The organism is Sphingobacterium sp. UT-1RO-CII-1, from assembly GCF_026711005.1.
In the GTDB taxonomy this organism is placed as follows: Bacteria; Bacteroidota; Bacteroidia; order Sphingobacteriales; family Sphingobacteriaceae; genus Sphingobacterium.
The window spans coordinates 226776-242756 of record NZ_JAPPVJ010000007.1 but is presented as its reverse complement, the minus strand read 5'-3'; the positions used below and the strand labels follow the sequence as shown (position 1 = coordinate 242756).

At 37.8% G+C, this 15981-nt stretch carries 12 protein-coding genes; 8 read left to right on the top strand and 4 right to left on the bottom strand.

Features of this window, described 5'->3' with window-relative positions:
• Positions 1–1080: 1080 nt before the first annotated feature.
• On the bottom strand, positions 1081–2247 hold the full coding sequence (locus ORI89_RS16020; RefSeq protein WP_268231518.1) for an acyl-CoA dehydrogenase family protein: 1167 nt from the start codon (positions 2245–2247) through the stop codon (positions 1081–1083).
• Between the two features lie 117 nt (positions 2248–2364).
• Between ORI89_RS16020 and amaB the strand changes: the two genes are divergently transcribed.
• The 8 genes from amaB to ORI89_RS15980 all read left to right on the top strand — a co-directional run bounded on the left by amaB (position 2365) and on the right by ORI89_RS15980 (position 10879).
• Positions 2365–3894 carry an L-piperidine-6-carboxylate dehydrogenase gene (amaB, locus tag ORI89_RS16015; RefSeq protein WP_268231517.1) on the top strand — a complete coding sequence of 510 codons (1530 nt, stop codon included), beginning with the start codon at positions 2365–2367 and terminating at the stop codon, positions 3892–3894.
• Positions 3894–5180, top strand: a complete 1287-nt coding sequence (gene lat, locus ORI89_RS16010) for an L-lysine 6-transaminase (protein ID WP_268231516.1) — start codon at positions 3894–3896, stop codon at positions 5178–5180. Before amaB ends, lat begins: the two co-directional genes overlap by 1 nt.
• Positions 5181–5683: 503 nt before the next feature.
• Positions 5684–6907, top strand: coding sequence for a hypothetical protein (locus ORI89_RS16005; protein ID WP_268231515.1), 1224 nt, complete (start codon positions 5684–5686; stop codon positions 6905–6907).
• A gap of 22 nt (positions 6908–6929) precedes the next feature.
• Positions 6930–7508, top strand: a complete 579-nt coding sequence (locus ORI89_RS16000) for a hypothetical protein (RefSeq protein ID WP_268231514.1) — start codon at positions 6930–6932, stop codon at positions 7506–7508.
• A 31-nt stretch (positions 7509–7539) separates the two neighbouring features.
• On the top strand, positions 7540–8082 hold the full coding sequence (locus tag ORI89_RS15995; protein WP_268231513.1) for a hypothetical protein: 543 nt from the start codon (positions 7540–7542) through the stop codon (positions 8080–8082).
• Positions 8083–8093: 11 nt separating this feature from the next.
• Entirely contained in the window at positions 8094–9794 is a 1701-nt protein-coding gene (locus tag ORI89_RS15990; protein WP_268231512.1) for a HEPN domain-containing protein, read from the top strand.
• Between the two features lie 135 nt (positions 9795–9929).
• A complete protein-coding gene (locus ORI89_RS15985; protein WP_268231511.1) occupies positions 9930–10169 on the top strand; it encodes a hypothetical protein in 240 nt (79 codons plus the stop codon).
• Positions 10170–10405: 236 nt separating this feature from the next.
• Complete coding sequence (locus ORI89_RS15980; protein WP_268231510.1) at positions 10406–10879, top strand: hypothetical protein; 474 nt, start codon at positions 10406–10408, stop codon at positions 10877–10879.
• 103 nt (positions 10880–10982) lie between these two features.
• Here the strand turns inward: ORI89_RS15980 and ORI89_RS15975 are convergent, their stop codons facing one another.
• From ORI89_RS15975 to ORI89_RS15965, 3 genes are all read right to left on the bottom strand, one after another.
• A complete protein-coding gene (locus tag ORI89_RS15975; protein ID WP_268231509.1) occupies positions 10983–11975 on the bottom strand; it encodes a hypothetical protein in 993 nt (330 codons plus the stop codon).
• 106 nt (positions 11976–12081) lie between these two features.
• On the bottom strand, positions 12082–14199 hold the full coding sequence (locus ORI89_RS15970; RefSeq protein ID WP_268231508.1) for a type IA DNA topoisomerase: 2118 nt from the start codon (positions 14197–14199) through the stop codon (positions 12082–12084).
• 184 nt (positions 14200–14383) lie between these two features.
• Positions 14384–15730 carry a deoxyguanosinetriphosphate triphosphohydrolase gene (locus tag ORI89_RS15965; protein WP_268231507.1) on the bottom strand — a complete coding sequence of 449 codons (1347 nt, stop codon included), beginning with the start codon at positions 15728–15730 and terminating at the stop codon, positions 14384–14386.
• Positions 15731–15981: the final 251 nt, after the last annotated feature.

The following is a 15981-nucleotide window of genomic DNA, read 5'->3' as shown; positions in this document are numbered from 1 at the left end:
CTGTTATTTCTGATCTATTGACTAGGTTGTTTTTATTATAACTTTCGTTAATTACAACTACTCGTTACGCTACATGATCATTTCCTTAAAGAACTTTAATCGCCGCCGTGTCGCACTTTGGCTATATTTTTCGAGATCCGAAGATCTGTACTTGTCTGTTTTGTTTTCCTGATCCCCTTGCGGGATCAGCACCCTACGTTTCCGAAGGGACTGCAAAGGTAAGAACCTTTTTGATATCTGCAAAATAAATGTGAAATTTATTTTTAAAGCGTTCCGAAAGGTTAAAAGTAAACGCTAAGGCTAAGCCTTAAACGCATCCTGAACATCGTTAAACGCTGTCCCCTTTCTGCTTTTTTCATCTTTTCAAACCGTCCCTCCCTTGCGGAGTGGTGCAAAGATAGAGAAATTAACACATCACTTCCAAAATAAATATTGATTTAATAAAAACAATGCCCGCAAAACGCTGGTCCTGTGAACAATAATTTAATTAAATAATAACAGCTGGACAGTAATAACGAACAAAGCACCCACTTTAGTATGAAAAAAAGAAGAAAAAAGAAAGCACTCCTCTATAAGCAATTTCAAAAATAAGCCACACTTTATCGGACATTACCGGAAAAACGCCGCTAAAAGGGATCACTTTGTCACGTTCAGCGACTTCTTTGTGCGATCCAGTGATCACCTGTTAACAAAAAGCAATCACATTTACACAATAAGTGATCACAATGAGCCAACAAGTGAACACAATGAGCCAACAAGTGATCACTTTGTAGCAAAAAGGGATCACTTTGTAAGAAAAGGTGATCACTTCTTAACATAAAGCAATCACTAGTTCGGAACTACCAATCACATGGAGCAGCAAAGGGTTCACTTCGAGCTAAATAGTGATCACTAAAACCAAAATACCGATCACTACTCAATAAAAACCAATCACTAAAACACAAATAGAGATCACTAAAAGCGAAAAAGGGAACACTGAAAGTGAAAAACAGATCACTAAAAGCAACGTTTTCCAACCAAGACCAAGAGCACACAAAGTAAAAAAAAGGGATGCCCCCAAAAAAAAGCTAAGTCTATTACTTAAAAAGCTGACATCCCCGTTATATCCTGACCGGTAATCAACAAATGAATATCATGAGTTCCTTCATAAGTGATAACAGATTCCAAATTCATCATATGTCTCATGATAGGATATTCCCCAACGATCCCCATTGCCCCCAACACCTGCCTAGACTCTCGAGCCACCTGTAAAGCCATTTGCACATTATTCCGCTTAGCCATCGAAATCTGCTGAGGAGTCGCTCTATTTTCATTTTTCAACACCCCCAAACGCCATGAAAGCAACTGCGCTTTAGTTATCTCCGTTAACATTTCAGCCAACTTTTTTTGCTGCAACTGAAACGATGCTATAGGCTTACCAAACTGCTCTCGCTCCAAACTATACTGCACAGCTACATTATAACAATCAATTGCAGCCCCGATTACGCCCCAAGATATACCATAACGAGCAGAGTTCAAACAAGAAAGCGGGCCGCGCATACTTTTTATATGAGGAAGCAAATCTTCTTCACGCACGTACACTTCATCAAAATATAAACTCCCTGTCTTTGACGCTCGCAAAGACCACTTATTCATAGTTTCTTCCACCGCAAAACCCGACATCCCTTTCCGTAAAATAACTCCTCTAATCTGCCCTTCTTCATCCTTTGCCCAAACTACGGCAATATCACAAACGGACGCATTGGTAATCCACATTTTTGCTCCCGTCAGTAAATAACCGTCTTTATATTTCTTCAACACGGTCTCCATTCCCGACGGGTTCGAGCCATGATTAGGCTCCGTCAACCCAAAAGCCCCAATCAGCTCTGCTGCTGCTAAACTTGGCAACAAATCATTCTTCTGCCGTTCCGACCCATATTCATAAATAGGAAACATAACCAAAGAAGACTGCACTGACGCCGCTGAACGAATAGATGAGTCTACCGCCTCCAACTCTTGCATCATTATACCATAAGAAATCTGATCCATCCCTCCGCCCCCGTACTGTTGCGGAATAAAAGACCCTAAAACACCCATACCCCCCAACTTTGGCATCAGATCAGGGATACCTTCATGCCCCTGCGCCCATTTATCAATACCCTCACCAAATGCTACACTTGCTAAATTCCGAATACTGTCCCTTACTAAAAGGTGTTCGCCAGACAACAACTCATCCAGCTGATAATAATCTACTAAATTCTGCTTCATAACACGATTTATATTCTACAGCAAGATAGTAATTATAAATATTTTTCACCTAAACATTTAATAAAAAGAATATTATTCACTATTTTTATGAAATAACAAAATAAAAGAAACCACATTATGATTGAAAAAGAACTTAAAGCGCTAGACATCTTATCGACGCATGCAGGCACATCGAGCGGTAGCACATGGTTCGGCTCAGGGGAGCAAATTAAATCTTACTCGCCTGTAGATGGGCAGAAAATAGCAGAAATCAGCACCTCTTCTCAAGATGATTACAAAACAATTTTACAAAGAGCTACGGAAGCAAAGGCAATATGGGCCAATATACCAGCTCCAAAACGAGGAGAAATAGTCCGTCAATTCGGCGAAAGACTTCGCGAATTAAAGCCTCTTCTTGGAAAAATAGTTTCTTATGAAATGGGGAAATCCTACCAAGAAGGCTTAGGAGAAGTACAGGAAATGATTGACATCTGCGACTTTGCAGTCGGGCAATCCCGCCAACTGTATGGAAACACCATACATTCGGAACGCCCGTCACACCGCATGTATGATCAATATCACCCCTTAGGAATCGTAGGCATTATTTCAGCATTTAACTTCCCTGTCGCAGTTTGGTCATGGAATACGGCTCTCGCACTTATTTGTGGCAATGTAGTCATTTGGAAAGGCAGTGAAAAAACGCCAATATGCGCTATTGCCTGTCAAAAAATTCTAGCTGAAGTACTAAAAAACAACGAACTACCAGAAGGTATATCTTCCCTCCTAACAGGTGATTCATCTGTTGGGAAATGGCTAGCTGCAGACAACCGCATCGGCCTAGTATCAGCAACAGGCTCTACACGCATGGGTAAAGAAGTGGCGGTTACTGTCGCTAAGCGCTTAGGCAAATCTCTTTTAGAACTAGGCGGCAACAATGCCATTATTGTAACGCCAGAAGCAGATTTAAAAATGACTGTAATAGGGGCGGTTTTTGGAGCCGTAGGCACTGCGGGACAACGCTGTACAAGCACAAGAAGACTCATCGTACACGAAAAAATATACAATGCTGTAAAAAACGCATTAACCGACGCTTACAAACAATTAAAGATAGGCAATCCGCTGGATAGCAAAAACCACATAGGTCCCCTTATTGATAAAGAAGCAGTAAGCATGTACTTAAGAGCTATTGAAGAGGTGAAAAAAGAAGGCGGGCAAATTATAGTGGAAGGCAAGCAACTGACAGGACCAAACTACGAAAGCGGATGCTATGTATCACCAACCATTGCCGAAGTTGAAAACCACTATGCTATCGTACAGACAGAAACATTTGCTCCCATTTTATACCTCATTAAATATTCAGGCGATGTACAAGAGGCTATCAAATTACAAAATAGCGTAGCACAGGGTTTATCTTCAGCAATCATGACAAATAACCTACGTGAAGCCGAATTATTCCTAAGTCAGAAAGGATCCGATTGCGGCATTGCCAACGTAAACATCGGCACTTCAGGAGCAGAGATTGGCGGAGCTTTTGGTGGCGAAAAAGAAACAGGCGGCGGACGGGAATCAGGCTCTGACGCATGGAAAGCCTATATGCGCAGACAGACAAACACTATTAATTACAGCGACAACCTGCCTTTAGCACAAGGCATTCAATTTGATTTATAATGAGAGAACTGCAAAAAACTTTATCCAAACATATTTTAGCGGACGGCTTTCCGATTGAATTAGATTTCGAACAATCACACGGCTCTTACATCGTTGATAGAAACGGAGATGAATACCTCGATATGTTTTCTATGTTTGCCTCCTCGCCGATCGGCTACAATCATCCCGATATAGTAGCTCAAAAAGATTTCTTAGGACGCATGGCTATTAACAAGCCTTCAATTTCTGATTTATATCCTTATCAGTACGGGAATGTCATCCAGACTTTCTCCAGAGTAGCCATCCCAAAAGAACTATCCTATTGCTTCTTTGTTTCCGGCGGTGCGCTGGCGGTAGAAAATGCACTAAAAGCGGCTTTTGACTGGCGAACAAGACTAAACCTATCTCGCGGCATAGACAAAGAAGCATCCCAGGTGATACATTTTAAACAGGCATTCCATGGGCGTTCAGGTTATACTTTATCGTTAACCAACACACATGACCCAAGAAAGTATATGTATTTCCCAAAATTCAAATGGCCCCGTATTGACAACCCCAAATTAACATTTCCCCTGACAGAGGAGTCAATTAACGAAACTATTCAAAAAGAAAAAGATGCACTGCACCAAATAGAAGAAGCCCTACGTTTGTATCCGAATGAAATAGCATGCCTTATCATAGAGCCCATACAGTCAGAAGGGGGTGACAATCATTTCAGAAAAGACTTTTTCCTCAATTTACGTCAATTATGCGACAAGCATGAAATATTATTAATTTTTGATGAAATACAAACCGGCTTGGCTATGACTGGAAAAATGTGGGCTTATCAGCATTACGGCATTACACCAGACTTACTTTGCTTCGGAAAAAAAGCACAGGTATGCGGCATTCTTGGCAACAGGGATAAATTTGACAAGGTTGAAGAACACGTTTTTAAGTTATCAAGCCGTATCAACTCTACTTTCGGAGGCAATTTCATTGATATGCTACGTTTTGAAATGATTTTGAATGTTATTGAGAAAGAAGATTTAGTACAAAAAGCCGAACAAAAAGGAAAATATCTACTGGAAGCCGTGCAGAAGCTTACAGAAAAACACAAGCAACTAGGCAATGCAAGAGGACTAGGTTTATTGGTGGCTTTTGATTTTGAAACCGCTACGCAGCGTGATAATTTTGTGCACCGCTGCCAGGAGAACAAACTTCTTATTTTGGGATGCGGAGAAAAAAGTATTCGTTTTAGACCACACTTAAATGTTTGTATTGAAGATATCGACAAAGCGATGGAAATAATAACCAAGAGCCTTTAAAATTTAAAGAAGTGTGCCAGCCATTCTATTTGACACACTTCTTTTATCAAGCAACACACCTCGCCACCCCCAAAGGCACGCATATTCAAAAAGAAACTACCTCCGCCCTGCGAAACAGAACCACTACCCTCTCTCCCCTAAAATTATTTACACCATATAGCAAGCCTACAATTTAAAGCCAGAAGCCCTAACAACCCGCATCGAGCCAGAACGCAATCTTACCAGAAGAAATAAAAGCTTAAAAAGAACATAATTTACATCCACAAAGAACAAAGTTACACTAAAAGCAAAAACAAATATCAGCTAAAGTTGCAACAAAAAACCACAAAACACACTCAGCAGTCAATTTAAGAAACAAAATAACGCTACAAAAGAACTAAATAAACTCATTTACAATTATTTATTCCCGAATAAATTTGTAAAATGAAAAAACAAAGCTTAAGTTAGTCTTTAAGTTGATAATTATAAACATTTCAAAGGTAATAATCCCAAATCATTACATTATGAGAAAAACAGAAAAAAAACTAAAAGCGAAACACTTTAGGTATTTAAGTAAGAAAAACATCGAGAATCCGAAGGAATTTCTAAGCTATTTCTTTAAAAGAATAGATCTAGAACATTGGCAAGAGAAGATTTACGTCTTCCTTTCGTCAGGTTCTATTCAACAACGATATCCCATGCATGACCCTTCATTTGTTCATCAAAACCTAATACAGCAAATCGAATACGCATATGTGTTATATCGTCAGACTGAATTATCTCCTGAAGCAGATAGATTTTTTGAATATATCTTTGAAATACAATCGCTAGAGAATTGGCTGATACAACTTGATGATGTTCTTCGAAACCAAACTGATAATTACTATTATTTAGATGATGACAACTACCACCCTTATTTAATCAATTTTATTGAGCTGACTCACTATTTGGTCAAATACCTTTCTCTATATGTCGATAACCAAGAAGAAAAATTTCAATTTCCATACTATATTTTACCGATCCATAAACTACATACAGAGGAATTAGATGCAATAAATTATCATAAGCGAATAGGAGCGGTTCAAGAATCTAACAGCGAAACACCATTACACTTTCAATTCAAACACAACGTAGAAATTCCCACATGGATAAAACTACCCTCCTACTCAGTGAAAACACTGCAAGATTTTTTTGATAAGAATGATTTACATGGATGGCGTGAAGATATTCGATATTGGTATGAGTCGGTATTAACTGAAGAACAATATTGGTCTGCTTCAATTAGCAACAAGTATTCAGGTGCAAATCTCCTATATCTTTATTCATGTATAAAATCATTTATCGAACTTTTTATGTCTCAACTATCAGAGGACAAGACACTAGAATTAAGTGTAGAGCACAACAATACCGCATCAATATTTCCTGAGACAGAATCTTTACGTATTCAGCAAGATTGGCGAATTAGCACCTTGTATTATGTCAATTCAGAAGCTAGAAAAAATCCACTGCATGCAATACTAGAAAGCCTAAGCATATTCACACTATGTGAATGGCAGAAAATTCTATATGATTGGTTATCATATGGTCTTTCTTCCAGCTCCTACATAGGGGTATACGCCAACTATACTGGCACGATTTATCAAACATTAATCAAAACACTAGAGATCAGCTACCTAATCGCTTTCGAAGATGAGATTGAATTCATAAATAAAACTGAACCAGAGCAACTAGAAACGCAACAGGAATAACAATTATAAACAACACACAACAATGGAAACAAAGATCAGCTATAAACACCTCATATATCTGCGTAAAAAAGACTTAAAAAATTTCAGAAGAACAATTGAAATGAATATTGACACTGTATTTGGAAACATTCAAAACATACAAGAAGATATTTATAAGATGCTTCTAATTATAAGTACTGAAAAAAGACTCAACATCGATACAAGTACATTTTCATGGAGCATAAAAATTATGAAAACATATGTAGAGATAGCCTATATAACACTGATAGCATTAGACCTAAAACCATACAAAAACCCTTTTAAGAAGCTCAAAATAGAATCTATGCTCTTTAGTGAAAGAGAATATTTTGAAGGGCAAGAGGGCTTAAACTTTTTACGAATATTTTTTGGATTAAAAACTATCGGTAGATGGAATATGTTGATTGATGAAATATTCGCCCTCTCTATAGACAAAAGTCATGTCGAAAATCTAATTGATTCTCATGACTTAATTATTGAAAAGGACTTCCTACTAAAACTTCCTTTTACACTTTACGCATTAAATAAAGACAAGACGATTTCATGTATCGATTTACACCCGAGTTTGTACAGCCGAAACTAGCAAAAATAACAATCACAAACCACACACAACAATGGAAACAAAAACACACAAAATCAAAAAGCTTCGGTATCTCGCTCCAGAGTACGTATGTGACCCTAATGAATTTATCAAGGACGTCGTTAAAAGTTGGAATATTAATTGGTCTCTCAATTTTGGTTTTCTATTCAGCTATTCGATGTGCCCCATGTTGGATAAAAACCGTGTCTTCGATTATGGTTTTACTTACCTACATCTCGCACAGATGATAGATGCGGCATACAGCATACTTAAGACAAGAAATTGGACGGCTACATCAAAAAAGAAACTTTTCTATTATCAAGACGCTGGAGAAATAACCGGGATAAACCAAAAAGAAAACATCAATGCACAACAATTAATTTGTGATTTTTTTGGTTTCATGAATCTCTACGAATGGTATGACTTCTTAGACGACCTACTTTTATCCAGCGATGTCAGGAATACTGCAGATGTAGATATACGCGCGGATCATTTAATAGCCCGCGAATTTATCGTCCTATTACCGGATGCGCTTCTACAGATCCACAAAGAAAATGCAGCATACTTTAACCCCTAATTTTAATTGACATGACAGCAATACTAGAATCCAACTTCGAGATCATTTTCAAACATCTCACCGTCGACGAGATATTCTTATGGACTTATAACCGCAATGGAATAGTACAGACAATTGTACAAGTACATACGCACAATAAACAACGCAGTAGCACTTTACGAGAAAGATGCGCACGCGCACTCCTGCCTATGGAGGGCTACTTTTTCACCTTCTACAACACCAAAGAGGTACAATCTAGAATTAACGATGGGCTTGGCCGCTTATATCTCAATTGTCAGCCTAAAAACCGAATTTATGTAAATCCCAACCCGATAAATACAGTAATTCTTCCTGAGATCAGTTCTGACGAGCTCCTTGAACAAACAAGAGAATACATAAAAAGAGAAAAGGACAAAATCACAGCCTTTATGGATGGATACTATCTCTATTATAGCAAGGAAAACTACCCAAATGCGGCATTTATGCTGCATCAGACGCTTGAGATATCCTTACGTGTAGCCCAAAAATTATTATTGGGCGTCGAAGACCGTTCGCATTCTTTGAAACAGAATATCAATTTTTTCCGCCCTTATGATTCTGTTTTGAGCAATTTGATCAGCACCAAGGAGGAGGAACAAGCCATCAACAGGCTTACAGAGGCTTACACCGGCTCGCGCTACAAAAACAATTTTATAATGGATCTTCAGAAAATTGAATTCTGCAAAGACATAGCCGACCGCATCCTCCAATGGATAACGGACTACAAACAAGATCTACTACAAGAAATAGAAGAAAAGTTTTCATCTATCGAGGAATCTCATCAACAAACCGAAATTATTAAAACCAAAATAGATATGGAAAAGTCAACAAACATTAACAACAACCACCGCGACCTTATCCACAATGCGTTGGAAACTTACGGGCAAATACATGGGTTGTACTGCTTTGCCTATGTAACACATCAAGACAGCATGTGCAACCTACTGAATGTACTGCAGTCGCACAATGAGGTTCATCATTATTACCTCTTCGCGATTATGTCCAATCAGAATAGACCGATTATGGATCTTCAAAACTGCGTTATGCAGTTACTACCGGAGAAGATTAAAGTGACTTTAATCCAAGAGTCACCGGAGCAGGTGGAGAAGAAACTGAAAAAGGGAGATGTATTTCGTACGAACTTACTGCAAGCTGGAGAGTGTTGGTATAGGGATAGGGAATATATAAAAGACGTACGAGATCTTGAAATAGAAACTATAGATTGGTTAAAACTAGAAAACAAATGGAAAAATTATCAAAAGAAAGCACACGATTTAAAATATTTACCTAACGAATTTGCCTATGAAGTAGAATATGAAACCACTATATTTCTACTAGCCCTATCGCTAGAACAAATTTGTTTAGGTCTATTAAACACTCACCTACGCTATGCCCCACATAGCACCAACCTCAACTATATGATGGATCTCTGCCAAGCTTTCTATCCCAATTTATGCTCAGTTTTTGTCCGTCATAATAAGCATAATCAAATCCACTTCTCCGCATTAGTAAAAGCTCAAGGCCAATATAAGTATTCTGATTATCTCTTTGGCGGGGTGACAGAAATAGAAATACTAAACAAAAATATAACACAATTTTCAAAGGACACAGATTACTTTATGACAGACTATTTCCAACAACAAAAAGAGCTACAAGACGCCAATAAAACCGAAAACATCGAACAATGTGCATAATAGAGACTAAAAAGCCTTGGTGCATGCTCTGCATCAAGGCTTCACTTACAACGAAAGGCTCATTTCCTTTCTATTACTCTTGACAGTTAGATTATCTAAAATACCTTACCTTTGCAGCTATATTAAAAACACATTATGGATAAAGTTATTTTAGTACAAATTGTTCTTTCGATACATTTTATATTAATGGGTATCATGTTATTCAGGCTTTTTAAATTAAAAAGTGCAACGGGAGGACAGGTAATACTTGCCTTAATAATAGCGATTATCCCTGTGATAGGCCCTTCTGGATTAATAGTATACTTCAACCGGCTTTTAAAAGAAGAAGCTAAGACAGCAAAAGCAGCCCCGCAAAGAAATAAAAAAAGAAAATAAACACTTTTATATATTACCCAAAACTCTATCATATCCTTTTTGTTATATTAATAGGTCTTATTTAGCAAAAGAAGATTTTTTTTGAGGGCTACAAACCATTCCAAAATACATGTACAAAATGTAGCATTTAAAAAGACAAATCGTTTTATATGTACGTACTATAATAAAACAAGATTTATATTGTTTGCATGCAGGGAAAGCAGCAAATAAAGCCATTCATTAATTAGAGAAATTTTATGAAAATAATATTTTTAGCAATCAGCTTACTTGGTATCACAATCAGTAGCTGCACATCAACAAATACACAGGAAAAGAAAGAAAAACAAGGTGAACAGAAAAAAGCCATAAACGTTTCTATAGAACTTATTCCTTCCGAAGAGCTGACAGTCGTAAATCCTAAAGGAAAAATACAGCTTTACGCTATATCTGAACTTCTGGCAGACGCTCCAGCTACATTAATTACAGAGAAAAATTTTGAAGAAACAAAATTACCTACGATTATTAGCTTAGATATCCCTGAAGATCATACACAGCTCATACAACCCGCCCCCGTAAACGACGCAATAAAATACTACGTATCTATTGAATGGGACTCCGACAATAGCGGTCAAGTAGAGCAAGGAGATATCGCTATTGATTATGACCGTCAATTTCCAACAATAACATTGGACGATAAAAAACAGACAATATACTTACGTACAATAAAATAATAAAACTTTAAGTAAAAATAGCATATTTAAACACTAGGTTTAAAGCTACAAATAGTACTGTAATAAAAATCCGCTCTTGTTATTTTACAAGAGCGGATTTTTATTAATTATCTAATGGTGTTTGAGGACTAGGATTATCAATAAAATCTCCTTTTTCATCAAACAAGAAACTCATTGGCTTTTCTGGATTTTTTATGATCTCAAAAAGCGTAAAGCCCCAAGGTTTCCAAAAGTTTTCTAACACTTGCCCATAAGTTTTGGCCTGCCATTCATCAAAAATAGGCTTTAGTGTCCAATCATTAAGGGGCATAGGCTCGACAAAAACTTTATTCGGTGTTTCCATATATGTATACTCCGGCAAACGGTTAAAAAGATAAGCTGAATAAAAGTATCGTGCACATATCTCCTCAAACTGAATAGGCTGTAATTCCTTCCCCTTTATCTTCTCTAATACCTCTTCATGGTAAATAGCATTCGTGCCATTATCCTGTAATGTTGCTATCACTGCAAAATCTCCCATCCGCAGAGTAAATATCAATGTATTGATTTCATCGCGATAGCTAAAAGTATCCTTATCGTTATTAACAGGCAATATCAAAATACTAAAAGGATTTTTTTGCTCAAACTCCATAGGTTGAACGATAGATTGCAACATATAATGGAGGTTTCGAAATTTATGAACAAGAGCCTGTGAAAAGTTCAGATCTTCACCACTCAAAAAGGCTTGCCGAACGCCTGCCTGTATTTCATTAAAAACAACACCGTACAATATTTTGGCCACCCATTGAAACAACACACGTTCGGGCAGTTGTTTCACCTCCTGATACCCTGAAGACATTGCCTTTTCTACCTTTCCTTCAACTTCTTCAAAAGCCCGTGCCGTATCTGCCGAACAGGGCAACTGCAAAGACTTATAGGTGACAATGTTCTCATCCAGCATTTTAAAAGGTTTATCTTCCAATTCAAATGCACGCATCATCCACACAGGAAAAACCTGCAGACGCTCGTCATCCGATTGCAAAGCATCGCCTGATAAAAAGCAGGATGCATTATCAAATTTAAATGTTAAAAAGGGATTATATAATGTTGTAGCCATACTGAGCTCAAAGGTATGATTTTGTTTATTATGTTCTTCTACAGTGTATCTATTTGCCTATCTTTTGACGTTCATTCCACTTTATGGAGACGGTATTTCAACAAAATCATGCTGGCTGAACAATAGCTTTAAAATTATCCAATACCAAATAACCATCCTGACTATTGCCTCCAACAGGTTTTAAACCTTTTAACAAGGTTGTTTTGCCCTTTTCCAAGAGGTTTTTCATTTCTTTTTCTTCTAAAAAAACGCCACTTAATGTTCTCCATATTTTAAAATCGCAACCTCGCGCATAATGATCGCACTGCGCAATTTTATCGTATAGCTGTACACTACCAGACTGGCACTTGGGACATTTTATTTTTCCTTTTTGTTGCGGCTTAATTTCTTCCTGCTGTATAGCAACTCGCATCTGTACCAACTCGGTTGTTATCTTTGCAGTATAATCCTTAATATGCTTCATAAAGACCTCATAGGAAACTTTATTTGCCCGCATCTCTTCCAGCTTCTGCTCCCACTTACCTGTTAAGGTTACCTTTGCAATAGACCGGTCCTTTACTAAACCATAAACTGTAAGTCCTTTTTCGGTAGGTATCAGTCTTTTCTTTTCCCGTTTTATGTAGTCACGTTGAAACAAGGTTTCTATCGTTGCAGCCCGGGTAGCGGGCGTACCTAACCCACAATCTTTCATAGCCTGTCGCATTTCATCATCTTCTATTTCCTTACCTGATGTTTCCATCGCTTTTAATAAAGAAGCTTCCGTATGTATTGGCCTTGCTTTGGTAAAGCGCTCCGCTAACTCTAAAGACAACACCTCCAATAGTTCCTCTGCGAGCAGCTTCGGAAGTTGCGCATTTTCATTGTCCTGGTCGTCATTATTTTTATCTTCATCAGGAAGCTCGACCTGCTCGGCAGACAAACGCCAGCCATACTGCCTGATTACAGTACCTTTTGCGATAAGCTCTACTCCTTTAGCATCAATAGTAACTGTGGTAATGTCTTTTAAGCATACCTCCGAAAAGCTCTCGACCATACGCTTGGCTATCATATTATAAATATGTTGTTGATCTTTGGGCATTGGCCCCGGCTTTTCATCCGTTACTAACAAAGCATGATGGTCGGTTACTTTCTTATCATCCACGGAGCGTTTATTCAATTTTGCCCCGATAAGATTACGGCTTATTACGGATATACTTTCCTCAGCTGTGTCTGCCAGGTGTTGAAATAAAGCATCTATTTCTTCAAAAACATCTTCACCGATGTATCTAGACCCTGTACGTGGGTAGGTTATTACTTTCTTCTCGTATAAAGCCTGTGCTATACTAAGCGTTTGATCTGCTGAATAACCGTATTTTTTATTCGCATCCTGTTGCAAAGAGGTTAGATCAAAGAGCAAAGGCGGCTGTTCTTTTGTTTCTTTAGCTTCGACTTTAAGCACTTTAGCCGATTCTCCGATTTGTATCAGATTTACCAGCCCCTCAGCCTGCTCTTTTTTATCGATACGGTCAGACGTTGCCTTAAAACTTATATTATCCTTCTCAAACCCGGCCTGTATCTTATAAAAAGCTTGCGGTTTAAAATCTTTATTTTCTAAATAACGGGAGCAGATCATCGCCAATGTAGGCGTTTGCACCCGTCCTAAAGACAATAGCCCTCTATTGCCGGCTGCTAAAGTCAATGCTTGTGTAGCGTTGATACCAATTAACCAGTCGGATTCAGACCGAGAACGCGCCGACATATACAAACTATCATACTCTGTACCGTCTTTTAAATTTGCGAAGCCTTCTTTAATTGCTTTATCTGTCTGCGAGGAGATCCATAAGCGTTTAAACGGCACTTTAGAGTTCAAATAGTAATAAATATTTCTAAAAATAAGCTCTCCTTCCCTCCCGGCATCTGTTGCGACGATCACCTCCTCAGCTTGACTAAGCAAGTGTTTAATCGTATTTAATTGTTTTAGTGCACCACCATCATCAATCTGCTTGCCGTCACGCTTCACTTTTTTTACTTCTAAACGAAATTCCTGAGGAATAATAGGCAAATTAGACACAGACCAAGTCGCATAACCATAAGCCTGCGGAGTACACAATTGCACTAAATGACCAAATGCGTATGTAAATGCATATCCATTTCCAGCGATATACCCGTCCATCACTTCTTTCGCTCCCATGACACGTGCTAAATCTCTTGCTACTGACGGTTTTTCTGCTATGACTAACTTCATATGTACTTAATTCTTCGTATGCTTTTTTTTCCTAACAGAACTTGTGGTTGTTCTGTACTTTCTTCCCATAATTACTAGTGTGACCATAATCCATATTAAAAAAAACAGGATTAATATTTCAATTATATGAATATTGAAAAAGACAGGCTACTACAACACAATGGGATTGATTTCTCCTAACATTTTAATCTAATGACGGAATGGATATTCCTTGAATTTTTCGATATAGATCAATGGCGTAAATATCCGTCATACTGGACACGAAATCTAAGACCGCTCTTATCTTCTCATACGTACCCGAACTGTCTGTATGAAATTGCTCGGGTATCATCGCCACGAGTTTATGATCGAATAACATTTTGTTTGTTTTTAGATAAGCAGGTATAAACTCATCCAACAAAGCATTCATAACTTTATAGCCTGCAATCTCTATTTGCACAACAGTAGGTGCATTATAAATCTTTTTGACCGACACCTTAGATATGGCTTTCATCTGCTCAACTATCTGCTCATCCAATGCATCCATAAGTGCTTTATCAAAAGTTCCATTAAGAAATCGCTCTTGATTCTCAGCAAAAACCTCTGCACATCCGTTAATCAATGTATTGATAGCTTTTGCGCGTAACAAAGCAACACGACTCCCTTTATCTGCCAGACTATTCAAGCGTGGACGTAAATCACCACCACCACACAGGGGCAAAAGCAACTCTTCAACTTCTGCATAGGATAGGATTTTTAGATGGTGTGCATCCTCTAAGTCAATAATATTATAACATATATCATCGGCAGCTTCTACTAAATAAACTAAAGGATGACGTACGTAGCCTTTAATATTTTCTGGATCTCTCTTTAAACCCAGCTCTTGTGCTATTTTTTCAAAAGTATTTAGCTCCGTATCGAAAAAGCCATACTTTTTTCGGTGGTGGCTTCCTTTAATATGTCCATCTGCTGCTGCGCATGGATATTTCACAATTGATGCCAGTGTTGAATAAGTTAGCGCAAAACCTTTACTATCTTTACCATTAAAAGCATGGGTTAGGATCCGTAATGCATTTGCATTTCCCTCAAAGTGTGTAAGATCTTCCCATTGCTCTGGAGTAACATGCTCCTGATATTTTTGACCTGCCCCCTGTGTAAAATAGGTGGATATTGCCGTTTCACCGGAGTGGCCAAAAGCAGGGTTACCTAGGTCGTGCGAAAGACATGCTGCGGAAACAATATTACCAACTTCCTGCAAAAAAGGATATTCCTTATCAATATTTGGGTTTTCCTTTTTCATTAAAGTATAGAAGAGTCGTCCAAGTGACCTCCCTACACTAGCTACTTCCAGACTATGTGTCAATCTATTATGTACAAAAACTGCTCCAGGCAAAGGAAAAACCTGTGTTTTGTTCTGCAACCTCCGAAAAGGAGATGAAAAAATCAAACGATCATAATCCCTTTGAAATTCCGATCGGGCATCGAACTGATCACTCATTACACGATCTTCATACCCCCATCTTTTAGCTGAAAGCAATTGTTTCCAATTCATCTATATTCTATTTTGCTATACTGCAAATATAAGCTTTCAAGGCTATATAACTAAGCTATACATTTGGGGGCCAGTTTATTTTTTATAAAAAAACGATGATGTCTTGATTAGAAAAAACTATTAAAACTATGAACCAAAGGCTTTAAACCTCCTTTATGGAATAAAGTATATGTACGCCGATTGCTTTAAGTAAGTTATATAAGTTTGTTTGAAGCCATTAATATTTTGTATTTTTAGAAATATTATACTTT